General features: G+C 73.6%; 16 protein-coding genes. 9 read left to right on the top strand and 7 right to left on the bottom strand.

The window, feature by feature from the left end; all coding sequences use genetic code 11:
* Nucleotides 1-49 precede the first annotated feature (49 nt).
* Nucleotides 50-934: an ABC transporter ATP-binding protein gene (locus ABTZ99_RS15345; protein WP_499611759.1), complete on the top strand. Its 885-nt coding sequence runs from the start codon at nucleotides 50-52 to the stop codon at nucleotides 932-934.
* A complete protein-coding gene (locus ABTZ99_RS15350; protein ID WP_499611761.1) occupies nucleotides 934-2,049 on the top strand; it encodes an ABC transporter permease in 1,116 nt (371 codons plus the stop codon). The genes ABTZ99_RS15345 and ABTZ99_RS15350 overlap by 1 nt, the downstream gene beginning before the upstream one ends.
* A gap of 1 nt (nucleotide 2,050) precedes the next feature.
* On the opposite strand, the gene ABTZ99_RS15355 is transcribed toward ABTZ99_RS15350, so the two are convergent.
* Nucleotides 2,051-2,746 (bottom strand): TetR/AcrR family transcriptional regulator, encoded by a 696-nt coding sequence (locus ABTZ99_RS15355; protein ID WP_499611764.1) that lies wholly within the window; start codon nucleotides 2,744-2,746, stop codon nucleotides 2,051-2,053.
* A gap of 91 nt (nucleotides 2,747-2,837) precedes the next feature.
* Here ABTZ99_RS15355 and ABTZ99_RS15360 point away from each other — a divergent pair, with 91 nt between their 5' ends.
* The 6 genes from ABTZ99_RS15360 to ABTZ99_RS15385 all read left to right on the top strand — a co-directional run bounded on the left by ABTZ99_RS15360 (nucleotide 2,838) and on the right by ABTZ99_RS15385 (nucleotide 7,892).
* A complete protein-coding gene (locus tag ABTZ99_RS15360) occupies nucleotides 2,838-3,890 on the top strand; it encodes a Kelch repeat-containing protein (RefSeq protein ID WP_499611767.1) in 1,053 nt (350 codons plus the stop codon).
* A 97-nt stretch (nucleotides 3,891-3,987) separates the two neighbouring features.
* Nucleotides 3,988-4,224, top strand: coding sequence for a hypothetical protein (locus ABTZ99_RS15365; RefSeq protein WP_499611771.1), 237 nt, complete (start codon nucleotides 3,988-3,990; stop codon nucleotides 4,222-4,224).
* A gap of 102 nt (nucleotides 4,225-4,326) precedes the next feature.
* Complete coding sequence (locus ABTZ99_RS15370; RefSeq protein ID WP_498772092.1) at nucleotides 4,327-4,917, top strand: RNA polymerase sigma factor; 591 nt, start codon at nucleotides 4,327-4,329, stop codon at nucleotides 4,915-4,917.
* Nucleotides 4,910-6,007, top strand: a complete 1,098-nt coding sequence (locus ABTZ99_RS15375; RefSeq protein WP_499611774.1) for a CU044_5270 family protein — start codon at nucleotides 4,910-4,912, stop codon at nucleotides 6,005-6,007. The genes ABTZ99_RS15370 and ABTZ99_RS15375 overlap by 8 nt, the downstream gene beginning before the upstream one ends.
* Before the next feature lie 134 nt (nucleotides 6,008-6,141).
* The gene (locus ABTZ99_RS15380) at nucleotides 6,142-6,648 is read left to right on the top strand and encodes a SigE family RNA polymerase sigma factor (RefSeq protein WP_498772096.1); all 507 of its coding nucleotides are present in this window, start codon (nucleotides 6,142-6,144) and stop codon (nucleotides 6,646-6,648) included.
* Nucleotides 6,645-7,892, top strand: a complete 1,248-nt coding sequence (locus ABTZ99_RS15385) for a hypothetical protein (RefSeq protein WP_498772098.1) — start codon at nucleotides 6,645-6,647, stop codon at nucleotides 7,890-7,892. Before ABTZ99_RS15380 ends, ABTZ99_RS15385 begins: the two co-directional genes overlap by 4 nt.
* Before the next feature lie 54 nt (nucleotides 7,893-7,946).
* Here ABTZ99_RS15385 and ABTZ99_RS15390 read toward each other — a convergent pair whose 3' ends face one another.
* A complete protein-coding gene (locus ABTZ99_RS15390; RefSeq protein ID WP_499611778.1) occupies nucleotides 7,947-9,167 on the bottom strand; it encodes a pectate lyase in 1,221 nt (406 codons plus the stop codon).
* Nucleotides 9,168-9,436: 269 nt separating this feature from the next.
* On the opposite strand from ABTZ99_RS15390, the gene ABTZ99_RS15395 reads away from it, so the two are divergent.
* A complete protein-coding gene (locus tag ABTZ99_RS15395) occupies nucleotides 9,437-10,288 on the top strand; it encodes an SDR family oxidoreductase (protein ID WP_499611781.1) in 852 nt (283 codons plus the stop codon).
* A gap of 6 nt (nucleotides 10,289-10,294) precedes the next feature.
* Here ABTZ99_RS15395 and ABTZ99_RS15400 read toward each other — a convergent pair whose 3' ends face one another.
* The 5 genes from ABTZ99_RS15400 to ABTZ99_RS15420 are packed head-to-tail and all read right to left on the bottom strand — an operon-like array spanning nucleotide 10,295 to nucleotide 15,555.
* Complete coding sequence (locus ABTZ99_RS15400; RefSeq protein WP_498772104.1) at nucleotides 10,295-10,846, bottom strand: GNAT family N-acetyltransferase; 552 nt, start codon at nucleotides 10,844-10,846, stop codon at nucleotides 10,295-10,297.
* The gene (locus ABTZ99_RS15405; protein ID WP_498772106.1) at nucleotides 10,843-12,315 is read right to left on the bottom strand and encodes an ABC transporter ATP-binding protein; all 1,473 of its coding nucleotides are present in this window, start codon (nucleotides 12,313-12,315) and stop codon (nucleotides 10,843-10,845) included. The genes ABTZ99_RS15400 and ABTZ99_RS15405 overlap by 4 nt, the downstream gene beginning before the upstream one ends.
* Entirely contained in the window at nucleotides 12,312-13,082 is a 771-nt protein-coding gene (locus ABTZ99_RS15410) for an ABC transporter permease (protein WP_499611784.1), read from the bottom strand. The genes ABTZ99_RS15405 and ABTZ99_RS15410 overlap by 4 nt, the downstream gene beginning before the upstream one ends.
* Nucleotides 13,079-14,023 (bottom strand): ABC transporter permease, encoded by a 945-nt coding sequence (locus tag ABTZ99_RS15415; protein ID WP_499611787.1) that lies wholly within the window; start codon nucleotides 14,021-14,023, stop codon nucleotides 13,079-13,081. Before ABTZ99_RS15415 ends, ABTZ99_RS15410 begins: the two co-directional genes overlap by 4 nt.
* The gene (locus ABTZ99_RS15420) at nucleotides 14,020-15,555 is read right to left on the bottom strand and encodes an ABC transporter substrate-binding protein (protein WP_498772112.1); all 1,536 of its coding nucleotides are present in this window, start codon (nucleotides 15,553-15,555) and stop codon (nucleotides 14,020-14,022) included. Before ABTZ99_RS15420 ends, ABTZ99_RS15415 begins: the two co-directional genes overlap by 4 nt.
* Nucleotides 15,556-15,564: the final 9 nt, after the last annotated feature.

Below are 15,564 nucleotides of genomic sequence, written 5' to 3' on the forward strand. Positions count from 1 at the left end.
GATCTCGCGCCGGACGCGCCGCCGGGGTGCGGGACCTAGCGTTGCGGTCATGTTGACAGTGACGTCGGTCAGCCGGAGTTTCGGCGACCACCAGGTCCTCGACGGGGTGTCCTTCGAGGTCCGACCCGGCCGCATGACCGGGTTCCTGGGCGCGAACGGGTCCGGCAAGACCACCACCATGCGCATCGTCCTCGGCGTCCTGGCGGCGCAGGGCGGCACGGTCGCCTGGCACGGCTCGCCGGTGACCGGCGCGGTGCGGCAGCGGTTCGGGTACATGCCCGAGGAGCGCGGCCTCTACCCGAAGATGGCCGTCGGCGAGCAGATCGCCTGGCTCGGGCAGCTGCACGGCCTCGACAAGGACACCGCGCGGCGCAACACCGAGCGGCTGCTCGACCAGCTCGAACTGGGGCACCGGGCCAAGGACAAGCTCGAGGAGCTGTCGCTGGGCAACCAGCAGCGCGCGCAGGTCGCCGCCGCGCTCGTGCACGACCCCGTCATGCTGATCCTGGACGAGCCGTTCTCCGGGCTGGACCCGATCGCGGTCGAGACGGTGCTCGGCGTGCTGCGCGAGCGGGCCGCGAACGGCGTGCCCGTGCTGTTCTCCAGCCACCAGCTGTCGGTGGTGGAACGGCTCTGCGACGACGTGGTGATCATCTCCGGCGGCCGGATCGCGGTCGCCGGCGCGCGGGACGAGCTGCGGACCCGGTACGGCACCACGAGGTTCGAGCTGGTCGTGGCGTCCGACGCGGGGTGGGTGCGCGACGTGCCGGGCGTCCGCGTGGTCGACGTGGACGGTCCCCGCGTGGTGTTCGAACCGGACGGTGACGCCGAAGTGGACCAGGTGGTCCTGGCAGCGGCCCTGCGCCGCGGTCCCGTGCGCAGCTTCACCCCCGTCGTGCCGACGCTCGGCGAGATCTTCATGGAGGCGATCTGATGACCGGCGTGGCGGAGCGGGAGCGGGACGGCGGGTCGCGCGGGTTCGTCGCGGCCACCAGGCTGGTGGCCGAGCGGGAGATGAAGACCTTCCTGCGCGCCAAGGCCTTCTGGATCGGCCTCGGCGTGATCGTGGTGGGGTTGTTCGCGATGTCGATCCTGCCGACCGTGTTCGGCGGCGGCGAGACCAAGGTGGCCACGGTCGGCGCGCGGGCCGCGGACGTGCTGACGGACACCGGTGTCGAGGTCCGCGCCGTCGCCGACGTGGCCGAGGCCGAGGCGCTGATCCGGTCGGAGGAGGTGGAGGCGGCGGTCGTGCCGGACCCGACGGGCGAGTCGGCCACGGGTGTCCGGGTGGTCGCGCTGGCCGACCCGCCGACCGACGTCCTGGCCGCGCTGCGCACCGCGCCGCCGGTCGACCTGCTCGACCCGGCCGAGGTCGGCCAGGGTCAGCGGCAGCTCGTGATCATGGTGTTCGCCCTGCTGTTCCTCATGTTCGGGATGAGCGGCACGGCGATCGCGCAGAGCACGGTCACCGAGAAGCAGACGCGGATCGTGGAGATCCTGGTGTCGACGGTGCCGGTGCGCGCGCTGCTGGCGGGCAAGATCGTGGGCCACTCGCTGCTGACGATCGGCCAGGTGCTGGTGATCGCGGTGGCCGGGCCGGTGGCGATGCGGCTCGGCGGGCACTCGGAGCTGCTGGCGCTGGTCGCGCCCCCGCTGGGCTGGTTCGTGCCGTTCCTGCTGCTCGGCTTCGTGCTGCTGGCCGCGATGTGGGCGGTGGCCGGGTCGTTGGTCAGCAGGCAGGAGGACCTGGGTTCGAGCATGGGCCTGGTGATGCTCCTGGTGATGGGGCCCTACTTCGGCGTGATGTTCTTCTCCGACAACGTCGCCGTGCTCACCGTGCTGTCGTTCCTGCCGTTCTCGTCGGCGATCGCCATGCCGGTGCGGCTGTTCGCCGGTGACGCGGCGCTGTGGGAACCGCTGCTGGCCATGGGGTTGCTGGCCGGGACGGTGGTGCTGACCGTGCTGCTGGCGAGCCGGGTGTACTCCGGGTCGCTGCTGCACACCGGCGGCAAGCTCGCGCTGGCCAAGGCCTGGGCCAGGGAGGCGTAGCTCACCCGGTCCGGGCGAGCTTCGCCAGCAGTTCCAGCAGGATGCCCCGCTCGCCGGGGGTGAGCGGGGCGTCCGGGGTCCGCGCGACGAGCGCGACCAGCTTCTCGGCCTCGGCGGGCAGGCCGGTGCGGTCGGCGTCGGGCCGGGTGATCAGCACCGCGTCGAGCACGGCTTCGAGGTTGCGCTCGGACAGCCCTGCGGCGCCCGGCGCGTCGGGGTCGCCGATCAGCAGGATCGTGGTGCCGACGGTGGCGGCGTGGACGGTCTGCACGGCCTCGTCCACCGTGACGCGCACCAGGCCGGCCTCGGCGATCCGCTCGACGATCCGGCGGAGGATCCGCTCGCCCTCCAGCGCCGCCGGGTGCCGACCGGCCCGCACGCCGCCGTACATCAGCCCGTAGAACGCGGGGTTGCGCAGCCCGAACTCCACGTGCCCGTGCCAGCCGCGGCGCAGGTCCTCGACCGGGTCGGCGGACGGGCGACGCCTGCGCTTCTCCGCGAGGTAGCGCTCGAACCCGTCGGCGACCACGGCGTCGAGCAGACCGCGCTTGTCGCCGAAGTAGTGGTAGACGGTCGGCGGCGTGACGCCCGCGCGCGTGCACACGTCGCGGATCGACGTGCCCTCGATGCCGACCTCGCCGACCAGGGTCGCCGCCGCGGCCAGGATGCGCTCCCGCGCCTGCTGCCCCTCGCTCATGTAACCGGACTATACCCACACTTGTCACCGTTATAGAACTCGTCTAACGTCGATATAGAGACGGTGTAACGACGTGCAAGTGGAGGTCGCGATGCGACGATGGACCGCCCTGGCCGCGGGCGTGGCGCTGCTGGTCGCCCCTGCGGCCCACGCCCATCCCGGACACGGGACATCCCCCGGCGGCACGCCGCCGACGACCGGGTACGGCCACGGCTGGCAGCCGTTGGCGCCGATCGCGAGCGGGCCGCGGCAGGAGCACAGCGTCGCCGCGCTCGACGGCCGGGTCTACGTCATCGGCGGCATCCTCCCGAACGCCGGCGGCGGGGTCGTGACCACGGACAAGGTCGAGGTCTACGACCCGCGCACCGACCGCTGGTCGACGGCGGCGCCCCTGCCGGTGGCGATGAACCACCCGAACGTGGCGGCGGTGGGCGGTCGGCTCTACGTCGTGGGCGGGCTGTCCGGCGGCGCGTCGTGGCAGGCGTTGCGCGACAGCTACGTCTACGACCCGCGCGCGGACCGGTGGACCGAACTGCCGCCGATGCCCGCCGGCGCCGAACGCGGCAGCGCCGCCGTGGGCGTGCGGGGGACGAAGATCTACCTCGCCGGCGGCATGCGGACGTTGACGCCCGGACCCGGCGGGTTGCAGGACACCGTGGACACCGTGTCGTCCTACGACGTCGTGACCGGTCGCTGGGAGTCGTTGCCGAGCCTGCCCGAGGCCCGTGACCACGTCGGCGGCGCGATCCTCGGTGCGACGTTCTACGTGCTCGGCGGACGTGACCGGGGCCAGGTGAACGTCCGGGACAGCGTGTACGCGCTCGACCTGCGCACCCGGTGCTGGACCGAGCGCGCGCCGATGCCGACCGCCCGGGGCGGTATCGCGACCGCCGTCGTCGGCGGCCGGATCCACGCGTTCGGCGGCGAGGGCAACCACGCGGCGGGCGCGCACGGCGTCTTCCCCGACCACGAGGTGTACGACGTGGCCCGCGACCGCTGGCAGCGCCTGGCGCCGATGCCGGTACCCCGCCACGGCACCGCCGCCGTCGCGGTGGACGGCACGATCTACGTCCCGGGTGGTGGCACCACGAGCGGCGCCGGCCCGGTGGCCGTGAACGACGCCTACCGCCCCGGCGCCCGCTGAGCCGGAGGCGACGGCCGTCGCGCGCGGTTCCAGGTCGTCGGTGTCGGAACGGGGTGGTGGCCGGTCCGGGCGGGGAGACGGACTGGCTCACCTCCCCGTGGACCGAGGACCTCACCCCCACGTCGGCGCGCTGACCGGACCGGTCGACCGCATCGTGCTCGGCCGCGAGCTCGCCGAGGACCTGCTGGACGAACTGCACCTGTTCGTCGACCCGACCGCGATCGGCACGGGCCTGCCGGTGTTCGGCGACACCGCCGCCCGACGGCGGTTCCGGCTGGTGGAGGCCCGCGCGTTCGACTGCGGCATCACCGCGCTGCACTGCGGACGCCCCTGATCGCGCCCCGGAGACGTCCCCGGACGCCGTACCGTGCGGCGTGACCGACCGGCACGGCGTGAACGTGGCGGCGCGCTGCGGGCAACACCTGGTGTGAGGATCATGACCGAGCACGCGGGCGGCGGGGCCGCGGCCGCCGACGACCGGCCGGACCTGGCCGGACCGCACCCGTCGCGGCTCTTCGGGCAGCTGTTCGACCGGCACGCCCGGCCGCTGCACCGGTACCTGGCCCGCCGCGTCGGCGACCTGGCCGACGACCTGGTCGGCGAGACGTTCCTGATCGCGTTCCAGACCCGCACCGGGTACGACCCGGGCCGCGGCACGGCGCGTTCCTGGCTCTACGGCATCGCCACGAACCTGCTGCGCAGGCACGTGCGGCAGGAGGTGCGCGGGCTGCGAGCGGCGGCGCGGGCGGCCGGGTCGGCCTCGGGCGCCGAGGACCACGGGAACCGGGTGGCCGACCGGGTGGACGCCTCGTCGCGGGCCAGGCTGCTGGCCGGCGCGCTGGTCGGGCTGGACGAGGGCGACCGGGACGTGCTGCTGCTGACCAGCTGGGCGGGCCTCGACTCGAACGAGGTCGCCGAGGCGCTCGGCATCCCCGTCGGCACGGTCCGCTCCCGGCTGCACCGCGTGCGGCAGCGGCTGCGGGCCCACGCGTCGAACACCGAGCACACGAGGAGCGGCGATGAGTGACGACGACGTCCGCCGCCTGTGGACCGAGGACGAACTGGACTCCGCGCTGGACGCCTTGAACGCCCACGTCCGCGCGGACGAGCCGGTGCTCGTCCGGACCAGGGCGGCGTTGCTCGCGGACATCGAGCAGGAGGAGGAGGGCGTGACCACGACACCGCAGCGCCGACCACGGAGGAGCACCGGGCGCTGGTTGGCCGCCGCGGCGGTGGTCGTGGTGCTGGTGGCCGGGGCCCTGGTCGCGCAGACCGTGTCGTTCGGCGGTCCCGCGCCGGCGACCGCCGAGGCCGTGCGGACGCTCGACCAGGCGGCCTCCACGACGATCGGCGCCGTGGACGAGCCCGTCGGGCCCGGTCAGTACCGCTACGTCGCGACGCACGCCTGGTGGATGGGCACGACCTCGGTCGAGGGCAAGGGCTTCGCCTGGCTCACGGAGCACCTGATGGAGACGTGGGTGCCCGCGAACCCGAGCGACGAGTGGATGCTGCGCCGGGACGCGACCGGCAACGAGCAGTGGGTCATCGGCACGCGGGCGGAGGCGGAGGCGGCCGGCGTGGCCGGCCGGCGCGGCTTGCCCGACCGGCGCGGCTGGCCCGAGGGGGAGTGGCGCGCGCCGTGCGGCGACTTCTTCGGCGAGTCGAAGTGCCAGGACGGCGGTTCCTGGCAGAACCCGACCGCCGAGTGGCAGGCGGGCCTGCCGACCGATCCGGACGCGCTGTTCGAGCGGCTGCGGGCCGACGTGCCGGACGGCCGGGGTGACGCCGCGCTGTTCGCCTACGCCGCCGACGCGTTGCGCAGCGGGCTGGTCGACAAGGACGTGCGTGCCGCGATCTACCGGGCGTTGACCAGGATCGACGGCCTGGAGGTGACCGAGGAGCAGGCCAACCTGGGGGGTCGGGTCGGCATCGCGTTGGGCGTCGAGGACGACGACCGGCGCCGGGACATCATCATCGACCCGGAGACCGGCCGGTTCATCGGCGAGCGGCAGGTCGCGACCGACGACGTGGACGACTTCGAGGCCGGGACCGTGCTGGAGTTCACCGCGGTGACGACGGCGGTGGTGGACGCCATCGGGGTCGAGCCCGCCGGCTGATCGGGGAGCCCGGCGGTTCGGGGGGCCCGTGCGCTCGACGGCGCGCGGGCCCTTCGGCGTGCTCACGCAAAGTTACGGGCAACGGGCCGCGTGCGGACGCCGTATAGGGGGTGACCGAGTGGAGGAGGTGTCACGTGCACGATCGGGACCGCGAGTTCCGGGCGTACTTCGAGGCACGGGCGGCTGTCGTGCGGCGGACCGCCTTCTTGTTGTGCGGCGATTGGCACCGGGCCGAGGACCTGGCGCAGACGGCGCTGGCCAAGGTCTACGTGCACTGGGGGCGGTTGGACCGGGAGGGACGGGTCGACGCGTACGTGCGCAAGGTGCTCGTGCGGGCCGTGATCGACGAGTCGCGGTGGCGGGGACGGCGGCCGGAGACGGTGGTCGAGGCCGTGCCGGAGGTGGCCGAGGCGTCGACGGGGCTCGAGGAGGCCCTGGACGTGCGGCGGGCGTTGGCCGCGCTGCCGCCCAGGCAGCGGGCCGCGGTCGTGCTGCGGTACTGGGAGGACCTGCCGGTCGCGGAGACCGCGGCGGCGCTGGGCTGCAGCGAGGGAACGGTGAAGAGCCAGGTCGCCAAGGGGCTGGGCGCCCTGCGCCGGGCGTTGGCGACCAAGCGGACCGTGCTGTGGGAGGGCTCGTGAGCGACGAGGTGCGGGACATGATCAGGTCGGCGTTGGCGGACGAGCCCGCGTTGGGCCTGGCGTTCGAGCAGGTGGTCGAGGACGGGCGCAGGCGGCGGGCACGTCGGCGGTACGGCGCGCTGACCGCCGCGGCGGCGGGTGTCGTGGCGGTGGTCGCGGTCGCGGTGAGCGGGACGTTCGGGCAGGCCTCGGCCCCGCCCGCCGGCGTGCTGTCGACGTCGCCGACGACGAGCGCGACGTCGGCGGTCGTGACGACTCCGGGATGCGCGGCGGAGCGGATGACGGGCGGCTTCCCCGACCAGCCGCGCGGTTCGGCGACGCCGGCGGAACTGGCCGAGTCCGGTCGCCTCACCGAGGCGTTCGCGCGGTTCGCGCTGCCGTTGCCGGCGGGGGTCGAGGCGACACCGCTGCGGCTCTGCGCCATCGCGGACAGCTGGGGCGGCAACTTCGTGCTGACCGGCGACCGGACGGTCATCGTCTACGTCAGGCCGCTCGGCGGCCAGCCGCCGGGGGAGTGCACGCTGTCGGGGGCGCCCACGTCGGAGGTCCGGTGCGCGATCGAGCAGCTGCCGGACGGGGCGACGGCGAAGGTCGACGTGTTGTCGACGGCCGAGGTGACGATGGCCACCGTCGAGGTGTGGCGCACCGACGGCACGTACGTGCGCGTCATGGAGACCGGCGGACAGGGCTCCAAGACGAGGGTGCTCGACGACGACCGCCTGACCGCCATCGCCACCGCGCCGCAGCTCAAGGTGCAGTGGGTGGGCCGTCCGGTGCCCCCCGCGCCGTCGGACCGCCGCGCGGCCGAGCTCGACCCGGTGCTGGCGGGCGCCCTCCCACCCGGTTTGAGGCCCGAGCGGACTCCCGCCGAGGAGGCGTTGAAGTTCGGCATCAGGCAGGGCGCCTACCGCGCGATCGCCAACCTGACCGACGCCGCCGGCAGCGGCTGGCTGATGGTGAACCTGGAGAAGCCCGGCGGCGGCGAGGTGGGCTGCGCCGGTCGTGCCGCGTGCCGCCTGGTCGACCTCTCGGATGGCCGCAAGGCGGCGTTGGAGACCGTGGTGGAAGGGGGCGTGACCAGGCTGTCGCTGACCGCGCAGGCGGCGGACGGCACGTGGGTCAGCGTCCAGACCTCCAACGCCGCGCAGACCGGCGGGGCGTCCGACGCACCGACGCGCCCGACCCCGCCGCTGGGGGAGGCGGACCTGGTCCGGATCGCGGAACTGCCGGACCTGCACTGGTGACCGGTGGTGCGGGCGCGTCGTCGAGGGGTGGCCGCGCCCGCACCGCCGGTGCCGCTACCGCTGGGTGATGTCGGACGGCGAGTAGAAGCAGTTCTTGCCGTCCGCGCCCTCACCGATCTTCTTCGGCTCGGAGCCCTTCGGCACGCCCTGGTACTTCTCGCAGATCACCGTGCTGCCGTAGACGGTGATGCGGGAGAAGCGGGCGGTGTCGCCCCAGTTGGTGTTGATGCCCGCGAGGACCTTCGTCGACCGCGCCGTGACGCCGTCCATGACCACGTGGCGCTGGTAGGACGTCGAGCAGTTGCCGCAGGCGCGGTAGAGCTTGCCGCTGCTGTGCACCTGGAAGTTGCGGATGGTCACGGTGCCCGCGCCGTTGTGCTGGAACACCTTGTCCGCGCCCGACTTCGCGCCGCCGCCGTCGACCAGGTACTGCGCCGAGGAGCTGGAGGACTTGAACGTCGCGGCGTCCTCGCCCACGTCGTTCCACCAGACGTTGCGGATGGTGCAGGAACCCTCGCAGTGGATGCCGTCGCCCGCCGGGGCGTCGATGATCACGTTCTGGATGGTGCCGCCGTTGGCCACCACGAACATCGGGTCCTGGCTCTCGCCCTGGCCGCCGTCACCGATGCCGTAGTACCGCTTCATGCCGCCGTCGAAGAACGTGCCGGCGTTGCGGGTGGTCGGGGTGTGCACGCTGCCCGTGTCGGTGGGCCAGGGGCCGCTGCCGTCACCGCCGCCACCGGGGTTGGTGGTGGTGGTGGTGGTGGTGGTGGTGGTGGTCCGGCTGGTGGTCGAGGGCGAGGTGGAGGGGGAGACGGACGTGCTGGTCGGCGAGCCGGTGCACGTCACCCCGTTGAGCTTGAACGAGGTCGGCGCGGGGTTCGAGCCGGACCACGAGCCGTTGAAGCCGGGCGTCGTGCTCGCGCCGGTGGCCAGGGAGCCGTTGTAGCTCGCGTTGCGGACGGTCACGGTGCTGCCCGACTGGCTGAACTCGCCGCCCCACAGCTGGTCGACGCGCTGGCCGGCGGTGAAGGTCCACTCCAGGCTCCAGCTCGACAGGGCGTCACCCAGGTTGGTGATCGTGACGTTCGCGCCGAACCCGCCGCCCCACTGGTTCGTGACGGTGTAGTCGACGCGGCACCCGACGGCCGCGTAGGCGCTCTGGCCGCCGGCCACCACCATCGCCGCGGCCATCGCCGTCACCGAAGCCGCGGCCGTGATCGCCGCGAATCGACCGGTCAGCTTTCTTCTGCGCGTGCCAGTAACCGTGTTCATGCGTCGCCTCCTTGCGAGCAGGGCCATTCTGGGAGCGCTCCCAGGAAGGGTAACCCTGCGCGGTCACATTTGTGTAGGAAGTTCATGCACGTGAATTAAAGGTCCGCGTACAGGCGCTGTTTCGACGAATTCGCGAATTGTCGTCGAATGGCGATCGCGTTCATGGGACGCACGGGCGCGTCGCCGGTGCGCGAGCCGGGCAACGTCGAGCAGGTCCGGCGCGCCCGTCCGTGGGAGCCTGGGGTGCGCCGACCGCCGAGAGGAGACCCATGGCCCAGCCCCCGATCGCCGTCACGGGCGCCACCGGGCACGTCGGTGGCCGCGTCGCCCGCCGCCTCGCGGAAGCAGGGCACGCCCAGCTGCTGCTCGTCCGTGACCCCGCCCGCGCGCCCAAGGTGCCCGCGGCGACCGTGGCGAAAGCCGGGTTCGCCGACCACGACGCCGTTCGCCGGGCCCTCGACGGCATCCCGACCGTCCTCATGGTCTCGGCTTCGGAATCACCCGACCGGGTGGACCAGCACCGCGCCTTCGTCGACGCCGCGGCGGCGGCCGGGGTCGCCCACCTCGTCTACCTCTCGTTCGTGGGCGCCGCGCCGAACGCCACCTTCACCCTCGCCCGCGACCACTGGGCCACCGAACGGCACGTCGAAGCCAGTGGGCTGGAGTTCACGTTCCTGCGGGACAACCTCTACGCCGACTACCTGCCCGCCATGGTCGGGGACGACGACGTGCTGCGCGGTCCCGCCGGGAACGGTCGCCTGGCCGCCGTCGCGCGGGACGACGTCGCCGACGCCGCGACCGCCGTGCTCACCGACCCCGACGCCCACGCGGGCCGCACTTACGACCTCACGGGTCCGGCGGCGCTCACCTTCCACGAGATCGCCGACGTGCTGTCGGCAGCCACCGGCCGGACGATCACCTACCACCCGGAGACGGTCGACGAGGCCTATCGCTCGCGTGCCGGGTACGGAGCGCCCGACTGGCAGCTCGACGCCTGGGTCTCCACCTACACCGCCGTCGCCAGCGGCGAGCTGTCCGAGGTCGGCGACGCCGTGCCCACCCTCACCGGCCACCCCGCCACGTCGTTGGCGGACCTGCTCCACCGACGACGTGACGGGTGAGCGGGCTCAGCGGGCCAGCGGGATCTCGAAGTGGACGGTCTGGAAGCTAATCGGGTCGCCGTCACGCGCGTCGTGCACCTCCTCGGCCACCGAGCGCCAGAACGGCTCGGCACCCGCGATCCGGGTGTCGGTGTGCAGGTACAGCCGCTCGTAGCCCGGCGTCCCCGCGACGAACGCGGTGGCCATGTCGACCAACGCGCGCGCCAGCCCGCACCGGCGGTGCTCCGGCCGCACGTACACGCGGAACAACTGCGCCGTGCTGCCGTCCGGGTAGCGGGCGGCCAGCCAGGCGGGGTGCGGCGGGCTGGCCGGCGCCGTGGCGCGCACGCCGGTCGTACCCACCACCTCGTCGCCCTTGACCGCGACGAACAACGCGTGCCGGTCGGGCCGCAGGTACGCGCCGTCGAGGTCGACCACGTCACCGTGCCACTCGGGCCGGTAGCCGTAGCCGAACTCCTGGTAGAACGTGTCCAGCATGACGCTGCGCGCGCCGTCCACGTCGGTCGGCGAAGCCAGGCGGACCTCGTAAGGCCCTACTTCGCGGTGGTACAAGGTCATGTCTTCCTCTCCTCTGTTCCTTCCATCGAGCGGCCCAGCAGGCCGATGGTCACCGGGTGGGTGGGGGAGCCCAGGACGTCGCCCGCCGGCCCGTGCTCGACGACGTGCCCGCGGTGCAGCACGGCGACGCGGTCGGCCAGCCGCGCGACGACGGCCAGGTCGTGGCTGATCAGCACGACGGTGCAGGTCAGCGCGGCGAGCTGGTCGAGCAGGCTCGCCTGGGTCAGGGTGTCGAGGCCGGAGGTGATCTCGTCGCACACCAGCACGTCAGGCCGGGCCAGCAGCGCCCGCACCAGCGCCGCGCGTTGCAGCTCGCCGCCGGACAGCCCGGACGGCCGGCGGGTCACGGTCGCCTCGTCCAGCCCCACGGCCGCCAGTTCCGCCAACGCCGCCGCACGCGGGTCGGCGACGCCACCGAGCCGCACCGCGGTCCGGCTGACCTGGTCCAGCACGGTCCGGTAGGCGTCGAACGACGCACGGGCGTCCTGGAACACGTACTGCACCGCGGCCAACTGCGCCCGTGACCGGCGGCGCAACGACCGGGGCAGCGGACGCCCGTCCAGCAGCACGTCACCGGTGAACCCGGCGTGCAGCCCGGCGACGCACCGGGCCAGCGTGGTCTTGCCGCTCCCGGAGCGCCCCACGACGGCGAGGCACTCGCCCGCGCCCACCCGCACGTCCACGTCGTGCAGCACGGTCGTGGCACGGTGCCGCGCCGTCAGCGCCCGCGCCTCCAGCCGAACCGGCTCGACCGGCCGTTCGGCGGGCACGGTGACCCGGGGCTGCGCCGCGACCAGCTCGGCGGTGTAGGCCGTCCGCGGCCGGTCGAGCACGTCGGCCACCGGCCCCGCCTCCACGACCTGGCCCGCCCGCAGCACCACGACCTCGTCCGCCAACGCCCGCACCACGTCCAGGTCGTGCGTGAGCAGCACCAGCGCCACGCCCTGCGCCACGACCGACGACAGCTCGTCGACCACCTCGGCCCGGGTGATCGGGTCCTGCCCGGTGGTCGGCTCGTCCGCGACCAGCACCGCCGGGTCGCCGACCAGCGCCTGCGCCAGCACCACCCGTTGCTGCTGGCCGCCCGACAGCTCGTGCGGGTACCGGCGCAGCAGCTCCACCGGCACGCGGGCGCGGCGCAGCGCGTCGGCGATCAACGTGTCGCGATCACCGGGGTGCAGGGCGGCGATCTCCCGGAACACGCCACCGAGCCGCCGCACCGGGTTCAGCGCCGCGGACGGCTGCTGCGGCACGAACCCGATCCGCCCGGTCACCGTGATCCGCCCGCTCACCGACACCCCCGGCGCGTGCTCGCCGAGCAGCGCCAACCCCGTGGTGGTCTTGCCGCTGCCGGACGCGCCGACCAGCGCCACCACCTGCCCCGCCGACAGCGCGAAACTGACACCGTCGACCAACGCGCGCGACCCGGCCACCGCGCGCAGGCCCTCCACGTGCACCACCGCCGTCACGTCCGCGCCTCCGCCCGCAACGCCCGGTCGAACACCAGGTTCAACCCCACCGACAACGCCACGATCAGCAACGCGGGCACGACCACCGCCCACGGCTGCAGGAACAGCCCCACCCGGTTGCGGTCGACCATGACGGCCCAGTCGGCGGCGTCCGGCGCGACGCCGACGCCCAGGAAGCTGGCCGACGCGACCAGGTACAGCGCGCCGGTCAGCCGCACGCCCAGGTCGGCGGCCAGGGTCCGCAGCATCGACCGTCCCGTGTAGACGATGGACGTCCGCCACCACGTCTCGCCCTGCAACCGCATCGCCTCCAGCGCGGGCCGGCCGGCGATCTCCAGAGCGGCGGCCCGCGAGATCCGCGCCACGTCCGGGAAGTTGACCAGCGCCACCACGCCGACGAGCACCACCAGCCCCGGCCCGGCGATCGCCGCCACCAGGATCAGCACCAGCAACGACGGCACCGCGAGCAGCAGGTCCAAGGGCCGCATCAGCACCTCGTCCACGATCCGCAGGCGGGTCATCGCGGCGAGGACGCCCCACGGCACGCCGAGCACGTACGAGAACACCGTCGCCAGCAACGCCACCAGCACCACCGTCTGCCCGCCCGCGAGCACCTGGTGCCACACGTCCCGGCCGACGAAGTCGGTGCCCAGCGACGAGTTCTCCGCGAACGGCGCGCCCCGCGTCAGCTCGGCCGGCACGAACAACGGGCCCACCAGCGCCAGTGCCAGCGGCACCAGCACGAGCAACCAGCCGACGCCCCTCACGCGATCGCCACCGATCGCGGCGCGAGCCGGAACACGAGCAGGTCCGCGACCAGGTTCACCACCACCGTGGTCACCGCGAACACCACCGCCAGCCCCTGCACCACCGGCAGGTCGCGGCCCGCGACCGCGTCCACCAGGATCGTGCCGAGACCGGGGACGACGAACACCGCCTCGACCACGATCACGCCGCCGAGCAGCCAGTCGGTGGTCCGCGCCACCTGCTGCACGGCGGGTGCCAGCGCGGTCGGCAGCGCGTGCGCGAACCGGACCCGCGTCACCCCGATGCCGAGCCGCCGCGCGTGCCGGACGTAGTCGGACGCCAGCGCGTCGATCATGCCGGCGCGCACGAGCCGGCTGATCGAGCACAACGGCCGCGCGACGAGCACCACCAGCGGCAGCACCAGCACGGCGGGCTGCCCGAGCAGGTCCGCGCCCACCGCCGTGGGCGGCAGCCACCGCAACTGCACCCCGAACAACGCGATCAGCACGACGGCCAGCGCGAACTCCGGGATCGAGTGCAGGCCCACGGTCACCGTCGTGACCACCCGGTCCACCGGCCCGCCCTCGCGCAACGCCGCCAGCACGCCCAGCAGCACGGCCAGCGGGACCAGCAGCACCAGGGCGAGCACGGCCAGCACGAGCGTCGGACCCAGCCCGTCGTGCAGGAACTCCGCCACCGGCCGACCGGAGATCAGCGACACGCCGAAGTCGCCCCGCGCCAACCCCCCGAGCCAGTCGCCGAACCGCTCCAGCGGCGGCCGGTCCAACCCCATCGCGGCGCGGATCTGCGCGATCCGCTGGGGATCCGGGTTGTCGCCCGCCAACGCCACCGCCGCGTCCCCCGGCAACGCCTGCACCAGCAGGAACACCGCGGTGACGACGGCGAGCACCTGGACCAGGCCGATGGCCAGCCGCCGGGCCGCGTACCGGCGCAGGCTCATCCCAGCCACACCTTGTCGAACCGCGCCCAGTCGAGCGTGTTCGCGGGCGCGGTGGAGATGCCGCCCACCTTCGGCGCGGCGCCGACGATCCAGTCCGCGAAGCCCCACATCAGGTAGCCGCCCTCGGCGTGCAGGGAGCGCTGCATCTCCCGGTACACCTCGCCGCGCCGCCCGGCGTCCACAGTGGACACCGCCTGGTCGTAGAGCGCGTCGAACTCGGGCCGGGCCCACTTGGTCACGTTCGTGCCCGAACCGCTCAGCAGGCGTTGCGCGACGTGGGTCTCGATCGGCATCGCGCCGGAGCGGAAGCTCGACAGCGAGCCGTTCTTGAGCGTGTCGGACCAGTAGCTGTCCTTGTTGCCGGTGACCACCTCGATGGTCAGCCCCGAACCCTTGACCTGGTCGGCGAACACCGTGGCGGCCTCGACCATCCCGGCCGCGGCGGTGGACGTGTCCAGCTTGACCGTGAGGCCCTCGGCGCCCGCGCGGCGGATCAGGAACTTCGCCTTGTCCAGGTCGCGCGTGCGCTGCGGGATGTCGTCGGCGTAGTGCTGGTAGCCCTTGCCGAACAGGTCGTTGCCCACCTGCCCGGAGCCCGCGAGCACCGACTCGACCAGCTGCGCCCGGTCGGCCAGCAGGAACATCGCCTCGCGCAGGTCCCGGTTGTCGAACGGCGGCCGGTCCAGCTTCATCGCGAAGGCCTGCACGGCGCTGTTGGGCGCGCGGTGGATCGCCATCCGGTCCCCGGCCGCGTGGCTGCGCGCGGTGGTCGGGGTGAGGTCGTGCGCGTACTCGACCTGGCCGCCGAGCAGCGCGTTCGTCCGCGCGGACTCCTCGTTGGCGATCACGAACTCCAGCTCGTCCAGGTGGGGCGCGCCCTCCCAGTACTCGGCGTGCCGCTTGAGCAGCACCGACTTGCCCGGCTCGAACGACACGAAGCGGAACGGCCCCGAGCCGACGGGCGTGGTGAAGTCCTCCGTGCCGGCGGGCACGATGTACGCGCCGAACGCCGCCAGCACGTTCGGGAACTCCACGAACGGCCGCTTCAGCGCGAACTCCACCGTCCGCTCGTCCACCGCGCGGCTGTTGGGCAGGTCGATCAACGCGAGGCTGGACTTGGCCCGGAACGCGCGGGCGGGGTCGAGGATGCGGGCGTAGCTGGCCAGCACGTCCTCCGCGCGCACCGGCTGCCCGTTGTGGAAGGCGGCCTGCCGCAACGTGATCCGCCAGCGGGTCAGGCCGGCGTCCGGCTCCCACTTCTCGGCGAGTCTGGGCTGCGCGGAGACGTCCGGGCCGAGGTCGGCGAGCTTGTCGTACAGCGCCTTGGACCGGGCGGCCTCCACGAACAGGTTCGCCAGGTGCGGGTCCAGCACCTCCTTGGCGCCGGCGCCCGCGAACGCTGCGCGCAGCCGGCCGCCGTCGCGCGGGGTGGACGCGGAGGAGGTCGGTTCGGCGGCGCCGCACCCGGTGAGGGCGGCGACCGAGAGGCCGGCGGTGAGGCCGAGGAAACCGCGGCGGTTGAGGGGGTGCATGTCGTTCCT

Origin of the sequence: Actinosynnema sp. NPDC002837, assembly GCF_040295345.1 — a bacterium.
Lineage (GTDB): Bacteria > Actinomycetota > Actinomycetes > Mycobacteriales > Pseudonocardiaceae > Actinosynnema.